This is a genomic window from Pirellulales bacterium, assembly GCA_036499395.1.
Classification (GTDB): Bacteria; Planctomycetota; Planctomycetia; order Pirellulales; family JACPPG01; genus JACPPG01.
On the sequence record DASYDW010000010.1, the window covers coordinates 193,464 to 209,547 of the forward strand.

The 16,084-nt window shown below is 61.5% G+C and carries 12 protein-coding genes; 5 read left to right on the forward strand and 7 right to left on the reverse strand.

Annotation, left to right across the window (positions count from 1 at the left end; translation table 11 throughout):
* Window positions 1–22: 22 nt before the first annotated feature.
* Both VGN12_02105 and VGN12_02110 read right to left on the reverse strand, forming a co-directional pair.
* Window positions 23–862 (reverse strand): MBL fold metallo-hydrolase, encoded by an 840-nt coding sequence (locus tag VGN12_02105; protein ID HEY4308219.1) that lies wholly within the window; start codon window positions 860–862, stop codon window positions 23–25.
* A 155-nt stretch (window positions 863–1,017) separates the two neighbouring features.
* Complete coding sequence (locus tag VGN12_02110) at window positions 1,018–1,761, reverse strand: segregation/condensation protein A (GenBank protein ID HEY4308220.1); 744 nt, start codon at window positions 1,759–1,761, stop codon at window positions 1,018–1,020.
* Between the two features lie 258 nt (window positions 1,762–2,019).
* On the opposite strand from VGN12_02110, the gene VGN12_02115 reads away from it, so the two are divergent.
* From VGN12_02115 to VGN12_02130, 4 genes are all read left to right on the forward strand, one after another.
* Window positions 2,020–2,556 (forward strand): HIT domain-containing protein, encoded by a 537-nt coding sequence (locus VGN12_02115; GenBank protein HEY4308221.1) that lies wholly within the window; start codon window positions 2,020–2,022, stop codon window positions 2,554–2,556.
* The gene (locus VGN12_02120; protein HEY4308222.1) at window positions 2,553–3,716 is read left to right on the forward strand and encodes a deoxyguanosinetriphosphate triphosphohydrolase; all 1,164 of its coding nucleotides are present in this window, start codon (window positions 2,553–2,555) and stop codon (window positions 3,714–3,716) included. Before VGN12_02115 ends, VGN12_02120 begins: the two co-directional genes overlap by 4 nt.
* A 209-nt stretch (window positions 3,717–3,925) precedes the next feature.
* Entirely contained in the window at window positions 3,926–5,002 is a 1,077-nt protein-coding gene (locus VGN12_02125) for a PIN domain-containing protein (GenBank protein HEY4308223.1), read from the forward strand.
* A gap of 225 nt (window positions 5,003–5,227) precedes the next feature.
* Window positions 5,228–6,691 carry an OFA family MFS transporter gene (locus VGN12_02130; GenBank protein HEY4308224.1) on the forward strand — a complete coding sequence of 488 codons (1,464 nt, stop codon included), beginning with the start codon at window positions 5,228–5,230 and terminating at the stop codon, window positions 6,689–6,691.
* Here the strand turns inward: VGN12_02130 and VGN12_02135 are convergent.
* Complete coding sequence (locus tag VGN12_02135) at window positions 6,684–7,874, reverse strand: cupin domain-containing protein (GenBank protein HEY4308225.1); 1,191 nt, start codon at window positions 7,872–7,874, stop codon at window positions 6,684–6,686. The two genes, VGN12_02130 and VGN12_02135, sit on opposite strands and share 8 nt — an antisense overlap.
* Window positions 7,875–8,135: 261 nt before the next feature.
* On the opposite strand from VGN12_02135, the gene VGN12_02140 reads away from it, so the two are divergent.
* A complete protein-coding gene (locus VGN12_02140; protein ID HEY4308226.1) occupies window positions 8,136–8,852 on the forward strand; it encodes a hypothetical protein in 717 nt (238 codons plus the stop codon).
* Here the strand turns inward: VGN12_02140 and VGN12_02145 are convergent.
* The 4 genes from VGN12_02145 to VGN12_02160 form a co-directional block, all read right to left on the reverse strand.
* Complete coding sequence (locus VGN12_02145; protein ID HEY4308227.1) at window positions 8,830–10,188, reverse strand: hypothetical protein; 1,359 nt, start codon at window positions 10,186–10,188, stop codon at window positions 8,830–8,832. The two genes, VGN12_02140 and VGN12_02145, sit on opposite strands and share 23 nt — an antisense overlap.
* A complete protein-coding gene (locus tag VGN12_02150) occupies window positions 10,185–10,706 on the reverse strand; it encodes a sigma-70 family RNA polymerase sigma factor (protein ID HEY4308228.1) in 522 nt (173 codons plus the stop codon). The genes VGN12_02145 and VGN12_02150 overlap by 4 nt, the downstream gene beginning before the upstream one ends.
* A 219-nt stretch (window positions 10,707–10,925) precedes the next feature.
* Window positions 10,926–12,293 carry a DUF1501 domain-containing protein gene (locus VGN12_02155; GenBank protein ID HEY4308229.1) on the reverse strand — a complete coding sequence of 456 codons (1,368 nt, stop codon included), beginning with the start codon at window positions 12,291–12,293 and terminating at the stop codon, window positions 10,926–10,928.
* Between the two features lie 77 nt (window positions 12,294–12,370).
* A complete protein-coding gene (locus tag VGN12_02160) occupies window positions 12,371–15,844 on the reverse strand; it encodes a PSD1 and planctomycete cytochrome C domain-containing protein (protein HEY4308230.1) in 3,474 nt (1,157 codons plus the stop codon).
* Window positions 15,845–16,084: the final 240 nt, after the last annotated feature.

The window sequence follows — 16,084 nt, forward strand, 5'->3', positions numbered from 1 at the left end:
AGCGAAGTCATGCTACTCGCGCTTACAGCCAGAGATGCAAACGCCCTTCGAGCATGTCGGGCAGGGCTGCTTCGACCATTTGCCGGATTTGCTTCGAGTGGTAGCGCGTGCTGAAGTGCGAGGCGATGATGATCTCGTTCTTGAAGCGGTCGCGGCGCGCCACGATATCGTCCAGGTGCATGTGCCCGAACTTGTGGATCTTCTCTTTGCGGTGTCGCGCGGCGACGAACGTCATCTCGGTGATCAGGATTTGCGCTTCGAACATGGCAGGACAGCTATCCAGTCCGTCGGGAGCGCTGTCGCCAACGTAGGCTAGCCGGGCCATGCGGCGCTCTTCGGTGACGTCGGTACCCGCCAGGCGCAGGTCGCGAATCTTGTCGCCGGGCAGATCGGCGAACTCGGGCCGTAGTTTGCGACGGCGCTCCCACACGACAAACCCGAGCGACGGGACGCGATGCTCCGTGGCCGAGACGGTGACGACGTGCTCGCGCGACATCTCGATCTCGTCCCCCGGCTTGATGCCGATCAACTGGCAAGGAAGCCGGCCGCGATCGAGCCGCGTGAAGAGCTTCAGGATGCGATCGACGCTCTCGACGGCCTGCTCAGGCAAGTAGATCGTCGGCGGTTCCATCTTCATCATGCGGCGCCGCGCAACGTAAACCGGCAGCGCCGCTACATGGTCCAAGTGCGTGTGCGAGATGAACCAATTCGCCGTGGTCATGAAGTCCCAGGGATGCGCGCCCAGGTCGAAGCCGAGCTTGAACTCGGGGATCCGCCAATAAGTTTGCACGGCGGCGCGCGAATAGCCTTCGACCGTCAGGCCGCGATGAATCAACGTTTTGACAGGGGCGTTATGAACCATATCAACTGGTCACGGCGGGGACCGATACGGTTCACCCTGGAAAGCGTGTGGCGAGGGGCGGCACGACGCACTATGCCGGCGAACCGGCTTGAAACGAAACGCCCAGTTTAGACGAGATCGATGCCGGGGCAAGGCACAGGTCCCTCAAGGGGGCGTCAAGAACTAGCTTCGGCCTGGGCCTTTTCAATCTGATCGCGCAGCAACCAGATTTCACCGAACATGTCGTTCTGCTCGGCCCGCATGCCATGATGGCGAACAAGCTCGAGAATGGCCAGGAACATGCCGATCAGGGTCGACTTGTGCATGCCCGGCTGGAACAGTTCGGTGAAGGCCACGCGCGGCTGATCGTCCAGCAGGTGACCAATCCGTTCCATGTAGACGTGGATCGGCGTGTCGTCATAAACGATATTCGAGGGCTGATTCGATTGATGCTGCTCGATGAGGCGGCCAAACGCGCTGACCAGGTCCCAAAGTTCGAGCTCGCGAATCGGCTCTTCGGCCACGTCGCGCTTGTGCCCTGCCAGATCATTGGCGAGACGCGGGAAGCGTTCTTGCCAATCGCGGGCTCGCTCGTCGAGCATGCTGGCGGCATCTTTGAATTGCTTGTATTCGAGCAGCCGGCGGACGAGTTCCTGGCGAGGATCGTCCAGCGGTTCCTCGACTTCGTCCCCTTGGGGAAGAATCATGCGGCTTTTCAATTCCAACAGCGTACTGGCCATTTCCAGGAAATCGCCGACCGCGTTGACGTCAAGCTGTTCCAAGAGCGCCAGGTATTCGAGGAATTGATCCGTGATCGGCGCGATCGGGATATCGACGACCTCGAGCTCGTGCTTGCGCACCAGGTAGAGGAGCAGATCGAGCGGCCCGCGAAAGATTTCTAAGTCAACGCGAAAGCTCATAGCCTCGATTCCTGATTCTCTCGATCGACCGGTTGCGACACGTGCCGCTCTACGATCACCTATCGTAACTGCGGGACACCGATCGCGTGCAGGTCAAATCGGCCGTGCTGGGCCTGGCCTCGCTTACCCGCCTTGCCACAACATCCTGTCCGCTTTAGTCTTACTAAGCAGTCGGCACGCTGGCAGGGTCACGTGGTGGTGCCGGCGAGTTTTTGAAAATAGGGCGCGGCAGAGCGCCGTTTGCGGGAGATCGCTCGCTTGAAACACGAACAGCTCTGGGCCCCCTGGCGGTTGGCCTACATCACTGGCGAAATCGACAAGCCGAAGCCGCAACAGGCCGAACTCTCTCTGCTGCCCGGAGCCGACCCGCAATGCTTTATCTGCCGGGCCGTGGCCGATACCAACGATCGGCAAAACCTGCTGGTCCATCGCGGTCAGAAGATTGTGACCGTACTGAACCGGTATCCGTACAACAACGGGCACCTGCTCGTGGCTCCGCGGCTGCACAAGGGGCGGCTCGACGAGCTCGACACCGACGAACAGTCCGAGACCATGCAATCGATCACGCGCCTGGTCGGGCTTCTCTCCGAATTGCTCAACGCCGAAGGGTTCAACGTCGGTTTGAACATGGGACGCGTTGCGGGCGCCGGCTTGCCGGGGCATTTGCATTGGCACATCGTGCCGCGCTGGAGTGGCGACACGAATTTCATGCCGGTGCTATCGGGCGTGGATGTGATTTCGCAGTCTCTGGATGCATTGTGGGAATTGCTGTCGGAAAAACTGGGGCCGTCATGAAACGTGACGAGTTGCGAGCCTCGGAAGCCGACATCACAGAGCCGGCGCAGGTCGCCAGTGTCGCCGAGCGCGATCGCCTGCTATTGGCCGGCTACGCGATGCATAGTGCCGCCAGCCAAGGCCGCCATCACACGGAGCGACCGCATCCGTATCGCGGGCCTTTCCAGCGCGACAGGGATCGTATCGTCCACAGCGCGGCCTACCGTCGACTGAGCGCGAAGACGCAAGTCTTCACCGGCGACCTGGGGGATTACCATCGCACGCGGCTTACCCACACGATCGAAGTCGCGTCGGTTGCCCGCACCATCGGGCGGGCCTTGCGCTTGAACGAGGATCTGGTCGAAGCGCTGGCACTGGCCCATGACCTGGGCCATCCACCGTTCGGGCATGCCGGAGAAAGCGCGCTCGATCGCTGCCTGGCCGATCATGGCGGATTCAATCACAACCGGCACGGCCTGCGGATCGTCACCGAGCTCGAGCAGCGCTATCGCGAATTCCCAGGCCTGAACCTATCGATCGAAGTTCTCGAAGGACAGTCGGCCCGGGCGACAAAAGGAGTCGCCGCGACCGAGCGCCCACTCTTGGAAGCACAAGTGGTCGACGCGGCAGACAGCGTCGCCTATGACACGCACGACGTGGATGACGCGCTTGAGCATCGGCTGCTGTCGATGGGGGAATTAATGACGCTCCCGCTCTGGCAACAGGCTGAGCGTCGCGTGCGTTCTCGCTACCAAGCGCTTGACGAAAGTCAATTGCGGCGAGCCATCCTGCACGAGCTCGTTGACTGGCAAGTGGGGGACCTGCTCCAGCAAGCTCAAGCGCGATTGCAGGCGGGCGGAATCGATTCGGTCGCGGCCGTGCGTCAGGCGCCGCTCGTGATCGAGCCGAGCCAGGAATTGGCGACGCAAAAACTGGAATTGGAAAAATTCCTGGCCGAACGCGTTTATCGTCATCCGCAATTGCTTTCGGTGCGCCGCGCGGCGCAAGAAATGCTCTCCGCGATGTTCGCTGGATACTTGGCGCGGACGGAACTATTGCCGGCCAGTTATCAGATTCGCGCCGCCCAGGTTGGCTGGCCTCGCACCGTAGGAGATTATCTGGCCGGCATGACCGATCGATACGCCCAGCAGGAGTTTACACGGCTGTTCAAGAAGGCATGACCCCGGGCAGATTACGCCCAAGTCGTAGGCATTCGTGGCCGGTAGACCGCTACAGGGCGCATTTTCGGAACAGAACGGGGTACAGACGGTTAAATTCCAGGTCCTCCCGCGTAGTGCCCGAAAGTAGGGCTGGTAAAATGTACACGTTCGACCGGTGTGTGCGCGTGGCCTGCTCCGGCTCGACAATGCCACGATAACGATAGAAGCGCATGAGCTCGAAATCTCCAACAAGTGTCTCGCAAAAAGGGGACAACGGCATCAGTCTGCTGGTGCTGCGTGCCTTTTTCATCATGGTCGCGGTGGGGGTGGGAGCCTCGGTCATCAGCGCTGACTGGTTTCCCAAAGACCCACACCCGTTCCTCCCCTGGGGCGTGCTGATCGGGGTAGTCGGGCTGGCCTTGATCGTGATCGCGGCCGACGTGCTCGTACGCGAAAAGCAGTTGGACGTCATCTCGAGCGTCTATTTCGGCACCATCGTCGGCCTGTTTCTGGCTTACGTCGTGGGCCTGGCCCTGGCACCGCTGCCGATTTGGCAAGTCTATCGGGCGACGATCAACCTGACCCTGGGCATGGTCCTGTGCTACATCTGCATCAGTCTGTTGATGCAAACTCGCAAGGACTTCCGCTTTATCATCCCCTACGTCGAGTTCGCCAAGGAAGTGAAGGGCTTGAAGCCGTTTATCCTGGACACCAGCGTCGTGATCGACGGGCGAATCGCCGATGTGGTCGAGACCAAGATCTTCGACAGCCAGTTGATCATGCCGCGATTCGTCCTGGCCGAGTTGCAGAATATCGCCGATAGCGCGGATCGATCCCGCCGCAGCCGCGGGCGCCGCGGACTGGACGTGCTGCACAAGCTACGCTCGAGCGACAAGGTCGATCTGCAAATGTACGACCGCGAGTTGCCCGAGTTCGCCGGGCACCCGGTCGATCTGAAGCTCGTGATGTTGGCCAAGCACTTGGACGGCAAGATCGTCACGAATGATTACAACTTGAATAAGGTTGCGCAGGTGCAAGGCGTTGACGTCATCAACTTGAACGACCTGGCCAACGCGCTCAAGCCCGTGTTTCTGCCGGGCGAATCGTTGGACGTGCGGATCGTGAAACCGGGAGAAGAGCCGGGACAAGGTGTCGGCTACCTTGACGATGGCACCATGATCGTCGTCGAGGGAGGGCGCGAGCACCTGAATAAGACGGTCAAGATCGCCGTGACCAGCGTGCTGCAAACCAGCGCTGGCCGCATGATCTTCGGCCGCTACGACGGGGCGAATAAGGCCGCGTCTTAGACCGGCAAGCGCGCCGATCTTCTTGATCCGCCGTGTCGTGTCATCGGCACGCCACGCGCTTCGTTTTTCTGTCAGGTGGCAGGCACATTTCTCGGCATGTCGCGCATCGGCGCGCGCCGAATGCTAGACTACCCGCCTTGTCCAGCTTCAGTTCGTGGCAGACTCTCGGCGACTCGGCCCGGGCGTCATCTTTGCCGCTTTGATGCGCCAACGAGAGGGATCCGGATGCAATATCGACGCTGGCTGGTGCTGCTGGGCGCACTATTGATGCAGCCCTGTCTGGGCGCGATCTACGGATGGGGCGTGTTCGTGCCGGCCCTGAAAGCCAGCCGCTCGGAACTAACGGTCACTCTCTCGCCGCAGATTCTGGAAGTGGATCCGGCCGAGCATTCCATTCTAGTTGGCGAATACAAGGCGCTGAAGAAGCAACTGGCCGCAGCGCACGAAGATGATCGAGCCCAAGCCAAGGCCGCGCTCGATCGATTCTTGAACGACGACGTGCCGGCGCGCCTGCACGTCTCGGATAGCGTGTGGGCGAAGCGGTTTTACGGTTACAGCGGAAAGCAGGCGCAGGCCATCTTTTCGACCGGCATCCTAGTCTTCGCACTGGTGATGATCCTGGCAGGCCGCTGGCAAGACCGCGTCGGTCCACGTGTCGTCGCGACGACCGGCGGGCTCGTGCTGGCCGCCGGTTATTCCTTTGCGGCGCTCGCCGGACCTGGCTTTCCGGCCGTGCTCGTGGGGGTTGGCGTCATCGGCGGCGCAGGCATCGGGCTGGGCTACGTTTGTCCGATCGCGGCTTGCGTCAAATGGTTTCCCGATCTGAAAGGTTTGATCACCGGCCTGGCCGTGGCGGGCTTCGGTGGTGGCGCGTTTCTGTTCATCAAGCTGGCCGGAAATTGGGGCGGACTGCTCCCGGCCCAGGGCGTCGCCGGCACCTTCCTGACTTATGCCGTGATCTTCGCACTGTTCGTCACATTGGGCGCATCGCTTCTGAAGAATCCACCGCCCGGCTGGCTGCCGGCAGGATGGTTGCCTGCGGTTCCCGCGGATAGTTCCCGCGCATCCTCAACATCAATCGGAACGCCCGATTTCGGCCAGGCCGAAACTGTGCGCACGAGCGCGTTCTGGATGCTGTGGCTGGCGTTCATGCTGGCTTCGAGTTGCGGGCTAATGGTCATCGGCTCGCTGAAAGATTTTGGCATACGCGAGGGAAGGCTCTCTGATTTCGAAGCCGAAGGAGCGCTGGGACTGCTGGCCGTGTTCAACGCGCTGGGGCGCATCACCTGGGGTTGGGTTTCACAGCGTTTGGGAGCACGGCGCACGCTGGTACTGATTTCGCTGCTGCAGGCCGCGATGGTGTTGGCGCTCGTCGAAATGGGCTCGAAGGTCTGGACGCTCGAAGTGGCCGCCTGTTGGGTTGGCTTTCATTTCGGCGGCAACCTGGCGCTATTCCCGCTGCTGACGGCCGAATATTTCGGCACGCGGCATTTGGGAGCCAACTACGGGATGATGTTCACCGGTTACGGCCTGGGCGGAGTCGCCGGACCGATGCTGGCCGGAAGCGTGTGGGACGTGCTCGGCTCGTATCGCTGGGCCTACCTGCCGGCCGCCGCCGCGTGCCTGGTGGCGATGGGTTTGGCGCTGGTGGTAAGACCGCCACGGCCGAACATCCCGTCGCCTACTTGATCTCGCGCTCGCTCTGCTTCGGTGGGCCCGGCGGGCCGATGAACACCCGATCTTTCGGGAATTTGTCGAACAGCGCCTCGGGCTTGTTGAAATTCGCAGCCAGCACGTACTTCGGATTGCTGGCGACCCATTGCGACAGGTCGATCGCCTGGTAGTGGCCCGTGTTGAAGGCGATAAGTATGCGAGCTGTTTTAGTGCCGGTATTCTCGATCGAATGGCCGTAGCCCTGCGGGATGTAACCGACGTCCCCTTGGTCAAGTGTTTCGGCGCGGTAGCGGCCGTGCGAGCCGAACATCGCGACGCTTACCTGCCCGTCAATGATGTATTGCCACTCGTCGGCCGTGGGGTGCCAATGCAGCTCGCGCAGGCCGCCGGGCTCGAGATCCAGAATTACGCCAGTCATGGTTTGCGAAATCGGAAAGCGATCCGCTCCGACGCGCCATTCACGCCCCCCTTTGTAAATCGAGTGCGGCTCCTGCGCCAGCATGCGAAAGCGGTGCGAGTCCGGCGATGATTTCAAACCGCCTTGCAGCGGTGGTTGCGGTGCATCGGGTGGGACCGGGCCACGTGCGAAATAGACTTCATCCTTCGGGAAGCCCTCGAACGCCGATTCGGGCACACCGAAGTTTTTCGCCAGAAGCGCCTTGGGCGTATGCGCCACCCAATCGCTGATGCTGAACGTGCCGAATTCGGAGAAGTAACCGTTGTCGAAGATCAATATGAAATGGCAAGGCTGCTTGCCCAGGCATTGAATCGAATGGCCGTGGCCGCGTGGGAAGTACCAGATGTCACCGGGATCGAAGTCGTTGGTTTGCGAATTGCCTTGCGGATCGACGACCGTGGTACGGCAGCGCCCCTCGACGACGAAGGCCCATTCCGCAGCCGTCGCGTGCCAGTGCAGTTCGCGCATGACGCCCGGCTCGAGCCGCATCGAGACGCCGGCAATCCCCTTCGAGATCGGCAACTGCAAAACGGTCGCTTCCTTGCCAAAACTGCCATCCAGCGTCCGCCCGGCCGATTTTTCGAGCGCGAATTTGAAGGTCGGCAAATCCTTGCCTGAGAGCAACGGATCCGGCACGTTATTCTTGAAAGGAAAGCTACCCTGCGCGTCAGCCGCATTAACAGCGAGCACGCCCGCAGCGGCAGCCGTACCGAGAAAACCGCGTCGCGTAACGTCGGACATAGCCGGCTCCTTAAGTATTCTTGAGACGTGATATCAATAGGTCGGCATTTCGGAACGAAGCGCGCCGGGATTTTGTTTGCGCTTGCGCGGACGGTGTGCAAAGCACCTCAGAATCGTATCGCATGAACTGGTCGCCGAGCAACTTATCAACGCCCGGCGCGGTGAATCCTGCCTTGTGCGACAAGCCGAATCCGGCCAGAATTACCGCCCGGTCGACGATCGTGTTTGCTCCTGGGTCGCTCATCGAATACCGACGCTGCTATGACGTTTCGTTTTTTCTGCCTCGCGCTGTTGATTTATAGCTGCGTGAGTGCGACGGCAGGTGGCTGCTCGGGCTCGAAAGAGACTGGCGATAACGACGGCGCGCTCGACACGCGTCGTTTGCCGCGGGCCGAGGAAGTCCGGGAGGTTTTTGCCAGTCCGGCCAGCACGATTTATTTGGCGCGCGAATCGGTGGAAAAGACCATTGCCCAAGTTGGGCAGAAATTTGCCGAGGCCGGCTGGCAGCCATATGCCTCGCCCGTGGCCGCCCAGGCCGATAAGGTCAACATGCGCATTGCCTCGTACAAAAGGCAATCGCAGGCCGTAACGGTCTTCATAACCGTGGCACCCGCGCAACGGCGCCAGGCCAGCGTGCAATACGCCGCGGTGAAGCTGCCGTTTGATCTGCCGTTTCCGCCGGACGGAACCAACATCGAATACGATCCCAATCGCCCCCAGTTGTCCTGTCTGACGGCGCAGCCGGTGGAAAAGTCGCTCGAGCATTTCGATGTCGAACTCGCGCGCTTGGGTTGGTCGGTCTGGCTCCCCAAGCCGGGCGCCACGCGAGTGAAAGATGGGACGGCCACGGCCTACTACGTACGCGACGGAGCGGCGCCGCTAGAGTTGAAACTCACCCATGGCGAAGACGACATGACGCAGGTGACGATCAAATCGGTGCCGGCCGAGACGTTGATCAAGGAGAGCGAGGAGCCGTAAGCTCGCGGCTGAGGCCGTACCACCAGCGCGGCGACGGGTCGGTCTTGACGGCCAGCGTGGGAATCGCCTGCTTCAGACGCGCCACCCCCTCGGGCGTAACTCGGGTATGACCCAGCGAAAGCTCCTTCAAGCTTGCAAGCGTGGCCAGATGCACCAGCCCCGCGTCGCTGATCGCGGTATCTTCCAGCGATAGCTCTTCCAACTCCCCGAGACCGCCGAGCCTTTCAAGTCCCGCGTCGGTAATCTTTGTGCCATTCAGGTAGAGCCGCTTGAGTGATTTGTGCTCGGCAACTCTTTCGAGCAGCGCGTCATCAACCAGCGGTTGATACGGAAGTCCGATCGTCTCAGGCATCGGCGGCAACCCCGGCGCCATTGCGGCCAGTTGCTTGCGCGACTCAGTTGTGAATTGTCCTTCCAGTTGAAAGTCGACATCCCCCTGCTGCCAAAAGCGGAGATGACTGGCCACAGCCTGCGCGAAGTCTGCTGCGGTCGTTTTGCCAGGGTCACCAAATAGCTTGCGATTACCGGGGCTGACTCCCATATCGAGTTGTCGATACGGCACGCCATCGAGTGAAGCCATATCCGAGTAAACATGCCTCGCTACTGCATCGAGATCGGGCAACGTCTCGGGCTGAGCAAGCGGGATCTCGATATCCCAAGTCGCATGATGCGTTACTCCGCGTTGGTCGGTGAACTCGGCTTTGCCAAAATCGCCTTGCGGTGTGAAGCCAACCGGTATCCTGACTTTGTCCGGTGCGGCATCGAAGAAACCCGGTGGCGTTCCACGCGGGACCAGCATAAACCAGCGAACGTCTATCCCCTCGCAATCTACAGAAGCGAGATCGATGGTGAAGCATCCGGTCCCTTGGGGTGATCCTCGTAAGAGCAGTGCAGGCCCCTCGACGCGTTGGCGACCGAAACTGAACATTTGCCGTTTGATGGGAAATCTTTCGAGGGTCGTGGGCGTGCCGCGCACGGACGCCAACAAAGCAATTCCTCCTCCTTCGAAGCGCTCGGCGCGATGAATGGCGTACGTGATTCCCATGTGATCTTCGCGATAGACGGCATTATCGAGCGCGGTCAACTTATCGAAAGCGATCGTGTGCGCGTGCAGCAAATTATCCATTCGCAACGCCCACCACAGTCCGGCCACTAGCGCTATCACGGCGGCCGCGGCCATCCAGAAGCGCGACAGGCCGCGGCGTCTGCGTGGAGCTACTGAATGACCAGCCCGTCCGTTGATCCGCCGCATGACGTCGGTGGCAATCGACCTCTCGGCGGGCCAGGCATTGCCCAACGACTGCAAGGCCTGCTCGATGCGCGATTCGTTGTTCATGATTCCACCTCAACCAGCCAGGATCGCAATCGTTCGACGGCGCGCGAAAGCTGCTTGGTGACCGTTCCCACGGGCCGACCAAGTGTGGTAGCGATTTCCTGAACCGATCGTCCTTCGACATGACGTAAGACCATCACGACGTGTTCCTGTTCAGGCAGACGTCCCAAATGCTCGACCAGCGCCCGGTACGGTTCGATCCACTCGGCGGCGTGCGCGGGAATGGCGTCCGTCAACTCCGTGGTGGGAAGGTTTGATCCCGTCTTGCGGCCCGCGGCCGACGCCTGCCTCCGCGTGATTTGCAGCACCCAGCCGCCAAAGGACGAAAGATCGCGAAGCTGGGGCAGCTTTTCGTAAGCGATGAGGAATGCCTCTTGCGCTACGTCCTGTGCCGCGTGGAAGTCGTGCAAGATCGCAAAGGCCGTGAGCGTCGCAGCGCGTTCATAAAGGCGCACAAGCGCCTCAAAGGCCGGGGTTTCGCCCGCCAAGACGGCTTGCACCAATTCTTCGGTCGATCGCATGCTCGGCTCTCGTGACTGCTGCACACGTCCGCTGTAAGAAGGAGAGGAGCGGAGCGCGAAATGCGACATGCATTTCAGATTTTTTGCCTTCTGCGGCTGCTATTGAGCTGCGTTCGTATTGCAGCCTGCCCCCTCACCCTACCCTCTCCCCCGCCGGGGAGAGGGGATTCATAGGCGCGCATTACCGCTCTATCGAATCCGCGAAATTAGAAAATGATTCTAGGCGACGATTTCGCGGATCACGTGGCCGTGGACATCGGTCAGGCGGAAATCGCGGCCGCCGAAGCGATAGGTGAGCCGCTCGTGGTTCAGTCCCAGCAGGTGCAGGATCGTGGCATGCAGATCGTGAATGTCGCAGACATTTTCCACTGCTTGAATGCCGACTTCGTCAGTGGCGCCGTGAATGGTACCGCCGCGGATGCCGCCGCCGGCCAGAAAAACCGAAAAGCCTTCCGGGTGATGATCCCGGCCATCGCGGCCGGCCGAGTGGGGCGTTCGGCCGAACTCGCCAGCCCAAACGATCAGCGTTTCGTCGAACAGCCCACGTTGCTTCAGGTCGCGAATCAGACCAGCCACGGCCTGGTCCGTATCGAGCGCGTTCTTTTCATGCCCTTGCTTGAGCGCGCCATGCTGGTCCCAGGTGCCGTTAGACGCACCGGGCGGGCAGGTGATCTCGACGAACCGCACGCCCGCCTCGACCAGTCGGCGGGCCCGCAAGCATTGGATGCCGTAGAGCCGTTTCGACGGTATGTCCGAGTCGATGCCGTACAGTTTTTCCGTGGTCGAGGTTTCGCGCGCCAGATCCAGCACGTCCGGAACCAAGAGCTGCATCCGCGCAGCCATCTCGTAATTCTTGATCGCGCTTTCCACAGCGTCATCGCCGCCGAGCGAACGGGCGAACGAATCGTCCTGGGCCTTTAATAGCGCGAGCTTGGCCGCCTGCACGCGTGCATCGGCGTCGGCCGGATGAATGTTATCGATCGGCGTGCCGTCGGCGGCGAACAACGTGGCTTGATAGTTGGCTGGCAGAAAACCACCGGAGAATGTCTCGAGCCCACCGCACGGCACAACGCCAAAGCTCAGTACAACAAAGCCTGGCAGATTTTCGTTCTCACTGCCGAGTCCGTAAGTCACCCACGAGCCAAGACTCGGCCGGCCGGCATTGTTCACGCCGGTGTGCAGGTGCAATACGCCTGTCGAATGCAGCGGCAGATCCGCCTTCATCGAGCGAACCACCGCCAGATCGTCAACACACTCGGCAATGTGCGGAAACAACTCGCTCACCGGCATGCCGCACTGGCCGTGCTGCTTGAATGCCCACGGGCTTTTCAACCATTGCCGATTCCCATTCGCCGTAACATTGGTCGACGTCGTGAAGGGCTGACCGTCAAGCTCGGTAAGCTTGGGCTTCGGGTCGAACGAATCGACATGTGATACCCCGCCGTCCATGAAGCAGAAAATCACGTTCTTCGCACGCGGCCGGAAATGTGTCGCGGCCTTAGCCTGCTGCGGACGAACGAGGTTCGTGCCCGCGGCCAGGCCTGACAGCGCCAGTAGGCCAAAGCCATTAGCCGACGTTGTTAGCATCTCGCGCCGATTGAGGCGCGCGGGTTGCCGGCCGGGGCAGGCACTGGAGTCGTGATTTATTTTTCGCTCGCGGCGCGTCATGGGATGTAGATGAACTCTTGCAAGTTGAAAATCGTGTGTGCCACGTCGCGCCATACGACGCGGCTTTGCAGCACTTCCGCGGCTGGCACCTGGTAGAGCGCCGCAAACTGCGCGACGGCCTGTTCGAACCGCTGTCGCTCGTCGTCCCGTGGTGGACGGCTCAACGCGGTTTCGAACGCGGCGTCGATTCGTGCGGCGATCGATGCATCGGAACGCGCAATCAAGCGCGCCGCCCATTCGTCCGCCTGCCCCAGCACGAAGGGATCGTTCAGCAAGGCGAGCGCCTGGGCCGGGACGTTCGTCACGTCGCGGCGGCCGAGTGCGACCTTGCCACCGGGAAAGTCAAACGCACTCAGGAATTTGGGCGATTCCATCAGATTGTTCTTAATGTAGACGCTGCGTCGGCCATGGCCGTCGAGCGGACCAGGGAATAGACGCCGGTCGGCATTTTCTTTTTCACGGTAGGGCTGAATGCTCATGCCGAACAGTGTGCGGTCCAGCCGGCCACTGGTCGCCAGAATCGCATCGCGGATGGATTCGGCCTGCATCCGCCGCGCGGGGTAATGACCCAGCAAACGATTCTGCGGGTCGATCTCCTCCGCGGCCGCAGCCGGTTGATCGGCGGAGCAAAAAGTGCGCGACAACACCAGCTCGCGGATCAGCCGTTTCAGCGACCAGCCCTCTTCGACGAACTGGGACGCCAGGTAATCGAGCAGTTCGGGATGCGAAGGCAAGTCGCCGACATGGCCAAAGTCATCGACCGTACGAACGATGCCGGCGCCAAACAGATGATGCCACACGCGATTCACAATCACGCGTGCCGTCAGCGGGTTGGTGGGACTGGCAATTCGCTCGGCCACCTGCATCCGGCCACTCCCCTCGGTGACGAATGGCTCGTCCGGCGACGAAATCGCTTCGAGATAATGCCGCGTGACGGGCGTACCGGGTCGTGTGCAGTCGCCGCGGACCAGCACCGGTTGTGAAAAGCCCGGCCCACAATCGGCCAACCCAGGCACGACTCGTGGCAGTGCGAGCGACGCCTCGGCCTGGCGATATTCGGCCACCAGCGCGGCCAATCGCTCGCTGCCGGCCACGGAGTTCGTCAACAGGCCCGCGCGAACCAGGGCATCGAGCCAACGCACATCGTCGTCCGTGGCACCGTCGTCGCTCCAATTGCGAATCGCGGCGCCGATCACCGCCGCATAGCGCGCCGGCAAAGCGCCAACTTCAACGACTATGTCCTTCGCGTCAGAGGTCGCGGCAAACAGCGGACGCATGTGTGACAGTTCCGCCTTGGGCGGATCGTCGCAGTCATGCATGACGACGCGCGTAAGGCCGAAATACGAGCGAGGGTTTTCGGCCGCCTTCTCCCACGGAAACTTGTAGTTCTCCTTGTCCCCCCCCAGCGCGCTCAGTTGATCGGGAAACTTCGGGTTGTCGAACATCGTCATCAGTTCGGCATACGTCCGCAGGCTGTCGTAATTCTCGGGGGGCGAAAACGTGATCCAGTACAATTCGCCGCTGGTGAGCGCTTTGTAATTCTTGTAATTGAGTTGACAGTTGTTCGAGACCAGCCTGAGGGCACTGCTGCGCTGGCCGAGGACTTGAAAACTGATCTGTTTGCGCTGCCCCGCGAGAACTGGCGAACGCAACGTCCCGTTCAGCTTGTCGGAAAGTGTGTTCGTATACAGTCCGGCCGGTAACACGGCTCGCACAATTGTTTCGCCTTCAGGTTGCAGCGAAAAGTCGCCGCTGCGACTTCCGGCATCGCGCAACGCGTGCCCACCGATTTGCCAGTCGCTCGCATTTCCCTTGTCAGGGCGATCCGCCCGAAAGTCGGCGTAGGTCGTGAATTGCGACGCATTGGCTGCACCGCGCTCGGCGTCTTCCTTCGTATACCAGGCGGCCAGATCGGACCAACTGGTGGGCGTCGCTGCCACAGGCGGCGCTACCGTGCCAGCCGCAGGCGAAGCGTCGGCTGGCGCCGCTGCCGGAGCGACCTTGGCGTTGATCATCGCGCGCCACGGCTCGAAGACCTCTTCGCGCGGCGCTTTTTCGACCGCCAGCACGGCCGACCATTTCTCCAGTCGCTGCAGATCAAGCGATGCCGCGTCCGGGCTAGCCGGTTGATTCAGGCGTTTGGCCTGGGCCGCTTGCATGTAGCTGGCCACTTGCGCGGCGTCGCGCTGCCAGGCATCGGCCAGTTCGCGTCGCAACGTGATTTTGATCTCGCGCAGCCGGGCGATCGGTTCGGCATTTACCGCCGGCGTATCGATCGTGTGCGCCACTTCCCGGCTGCTGCGCAGGATGCCGAGCAGGGCGTAATAGTCCTCGGTCGAGACGGCGTCGAGCTTGTGATTATGACAGCGGGCGCAAGCCACGGTCGTCGCTTGAAACGCCTTGCTCAGCGTGTCGATCTGATTGTCCGCCAAGTCATAGCCGATCTGCGGCAGGCTGATGCAATCGTCGTGATTCGCCTCGCCAAAGCGATAGAACGCCGTACCGATGACAGACTCGTTGAATTGCTCGCGCTGGTTAATGCGCGGCGTCGATAACAGGTCACCAGCGATGTGCTCGCGCACCAACTGATCGTACGGCACATCATCGTTCAGCGCGCGAATCAGGTAATCGCGATATCGCCAGGCATGATGCACCTCGTAGTTCCATTCATTGCCGTGCGTCTCCGAAAATCGCACCACGTCCATCCAGTGCCGGGCGAAGCGCTCGCCAAAGTGCGGCGAAGCCAGCAGCGATTCGACAAATCGCTCGAGCGCCACTTGCCGGGACGCCGACGAGGTCGGCGCCGCCTCCCAGGCCTGCAAGAACTCTGCGACTTGCTCGGCCGTCGGCGGCAAGCCGGTCAATACGATCGTCAAGCGGCGCACGAGCGTGCGCGGATCGGCCAGCGCCGCAGGTGTTAAACCTTGGGCTTCGAGAGCTGCCAGAATGAACCGGTCGACCGGGCGCGCGGACCAGCTCGCGTCGCGCACCGCAGGCACCGTCGGTTTCACCACCGGACGCATGCTCCACCAGTCGCGTCGCTCGCTCAGCGTCTGTTTCCAAGATTCCGCGGCGGCGGCTACGGGCGCCGCATCGCGCGGGTCAGGGGCGCCCATTTTCACCCAGGCTTCGAAGTCCGCGATCACCGGCGCGGGCAGTTTCCCCTTCGGGGGCATGTGTACCGAGTCGGCGTCATAACGCACGGCCGCGATCAACGGGCTCTCGTCAGGCTGGCCGGGAACGATGCTCGCTCCGGAATCGCCCCCTTTAAGAACGCCTTCGCGGCTATCAAGCAGTAGACTGCCGCCCAGCTTCTTGGCCTGGGCCGAATGGCACTCGTAGCATTGCGCCACCAACACGGGCCGAATCTTCGCTTCGAAGTGCTCGATACCGGCGTCCCCTGCCTGTGCTGCGCCGGCGGCCGCCCATAGCGCGACCAACATGCTCAGCAGGAGCGCGGCAGGACGCATGGCGGGTTCTCCTCGCTGTCCGGGCGGTGGGTTGGGAAAAGGACAGCGCTTGCAGTTCTGGCGGGACCGTCACTTGACGGCGCGCATACGGCCAAATAGACCATTACTAATCTACGAGCCCGCGACCAGAATCGCAACGTTCTGGCCACGCGGTTCGCCGCGATCGCGGCGGCAAAATACGCCGATCGCCCGCGAGGGGGGACGCGAATCGGTTAGAAAGCCGCCCCCGCCGCTCGCAGC

Excerpts from the sequence above, each read along its gene's own strand:
- VGN12_02140 (HEY4308226.1), top strand. The coding sequence starts at position 8,136 with ATGACGTTTCGTTTTTTCTGCCTCGCGCTGTTGATTTATAGCTGCGTG.
- VGN12_02120 (HEY4308222.1), top strand. The coding sequence starts at position 2,553 with ATGAAACGTGACGAGTTGCGAGCCTCGGAAGCCGACATCACAGAGCCG.
- VGN12_02150 (HEY4308228.1), bottom strand. The coding sequence starts at position 10,706 with ATGCGATCGACCGAAGAATTGGTGCAAGCCGTCTTGGCGGGCGAAACC.
- VGN12_02135 (HEY4308225.1), bottom strand. The coding sequence starts at position 7,874 with ATGTCCGACGTTACGCGACGCGGTTTTCTCGGTACGGCTGCCGCTGCG.
- VGN12_02105 (HEY4308219.1), bottom strand. The coding sequence starts at position 862 with ATGGTTCATAACGCCCCTGTCAAAACGTTGATTCATCGCGGCCTGACG.
- VGN12_02145 (HEY4308227.1), bottom strand. The coding sequence starts at position 10,188 with ATGAACAACGAATCGCGCATCGAGCAGGCCTTGCAGTCGTTGGGCAAT.
- VGN12_02155 (HEY4308229.1), bottom strand. The coding sequence starts at position 12,293 with ATGCTAACAACGTCGGCTAATGGCTTTGGCCTACTGGCGCTGTCAGGC.
- VGN12_02110 (HEY4308220.1), bottom strand. The coding sequence starts at position 1,761 with ATGAGCTTTCGCGTTGACTTAGAAATCTTTCGCGGGCCGCTCGATCTG.
- VGN12_02130 (HEY4308224.1), top strand. The coding sequence starts at position 5,228 with ATGCAATATCGACGCTGGCTGGTGCTGCTGGGCGCACTATTGATGCAG.
- VGN12_02160 (HEY4308230.1), bottom strand. The coding sequence starts at position 15,844 with ATGCGTCCTGCCGCGCTCCTGCTGAGCATGTTGGTCGCGCTATGGGCG.
- VGN12_02125 (HEY4308223.1), top strand. The coding sequence starts at position 3,926 with ATGAGCTCGAAATCTCCAACAAGTGTCTCGCAAAAAGGGGACAACGGC.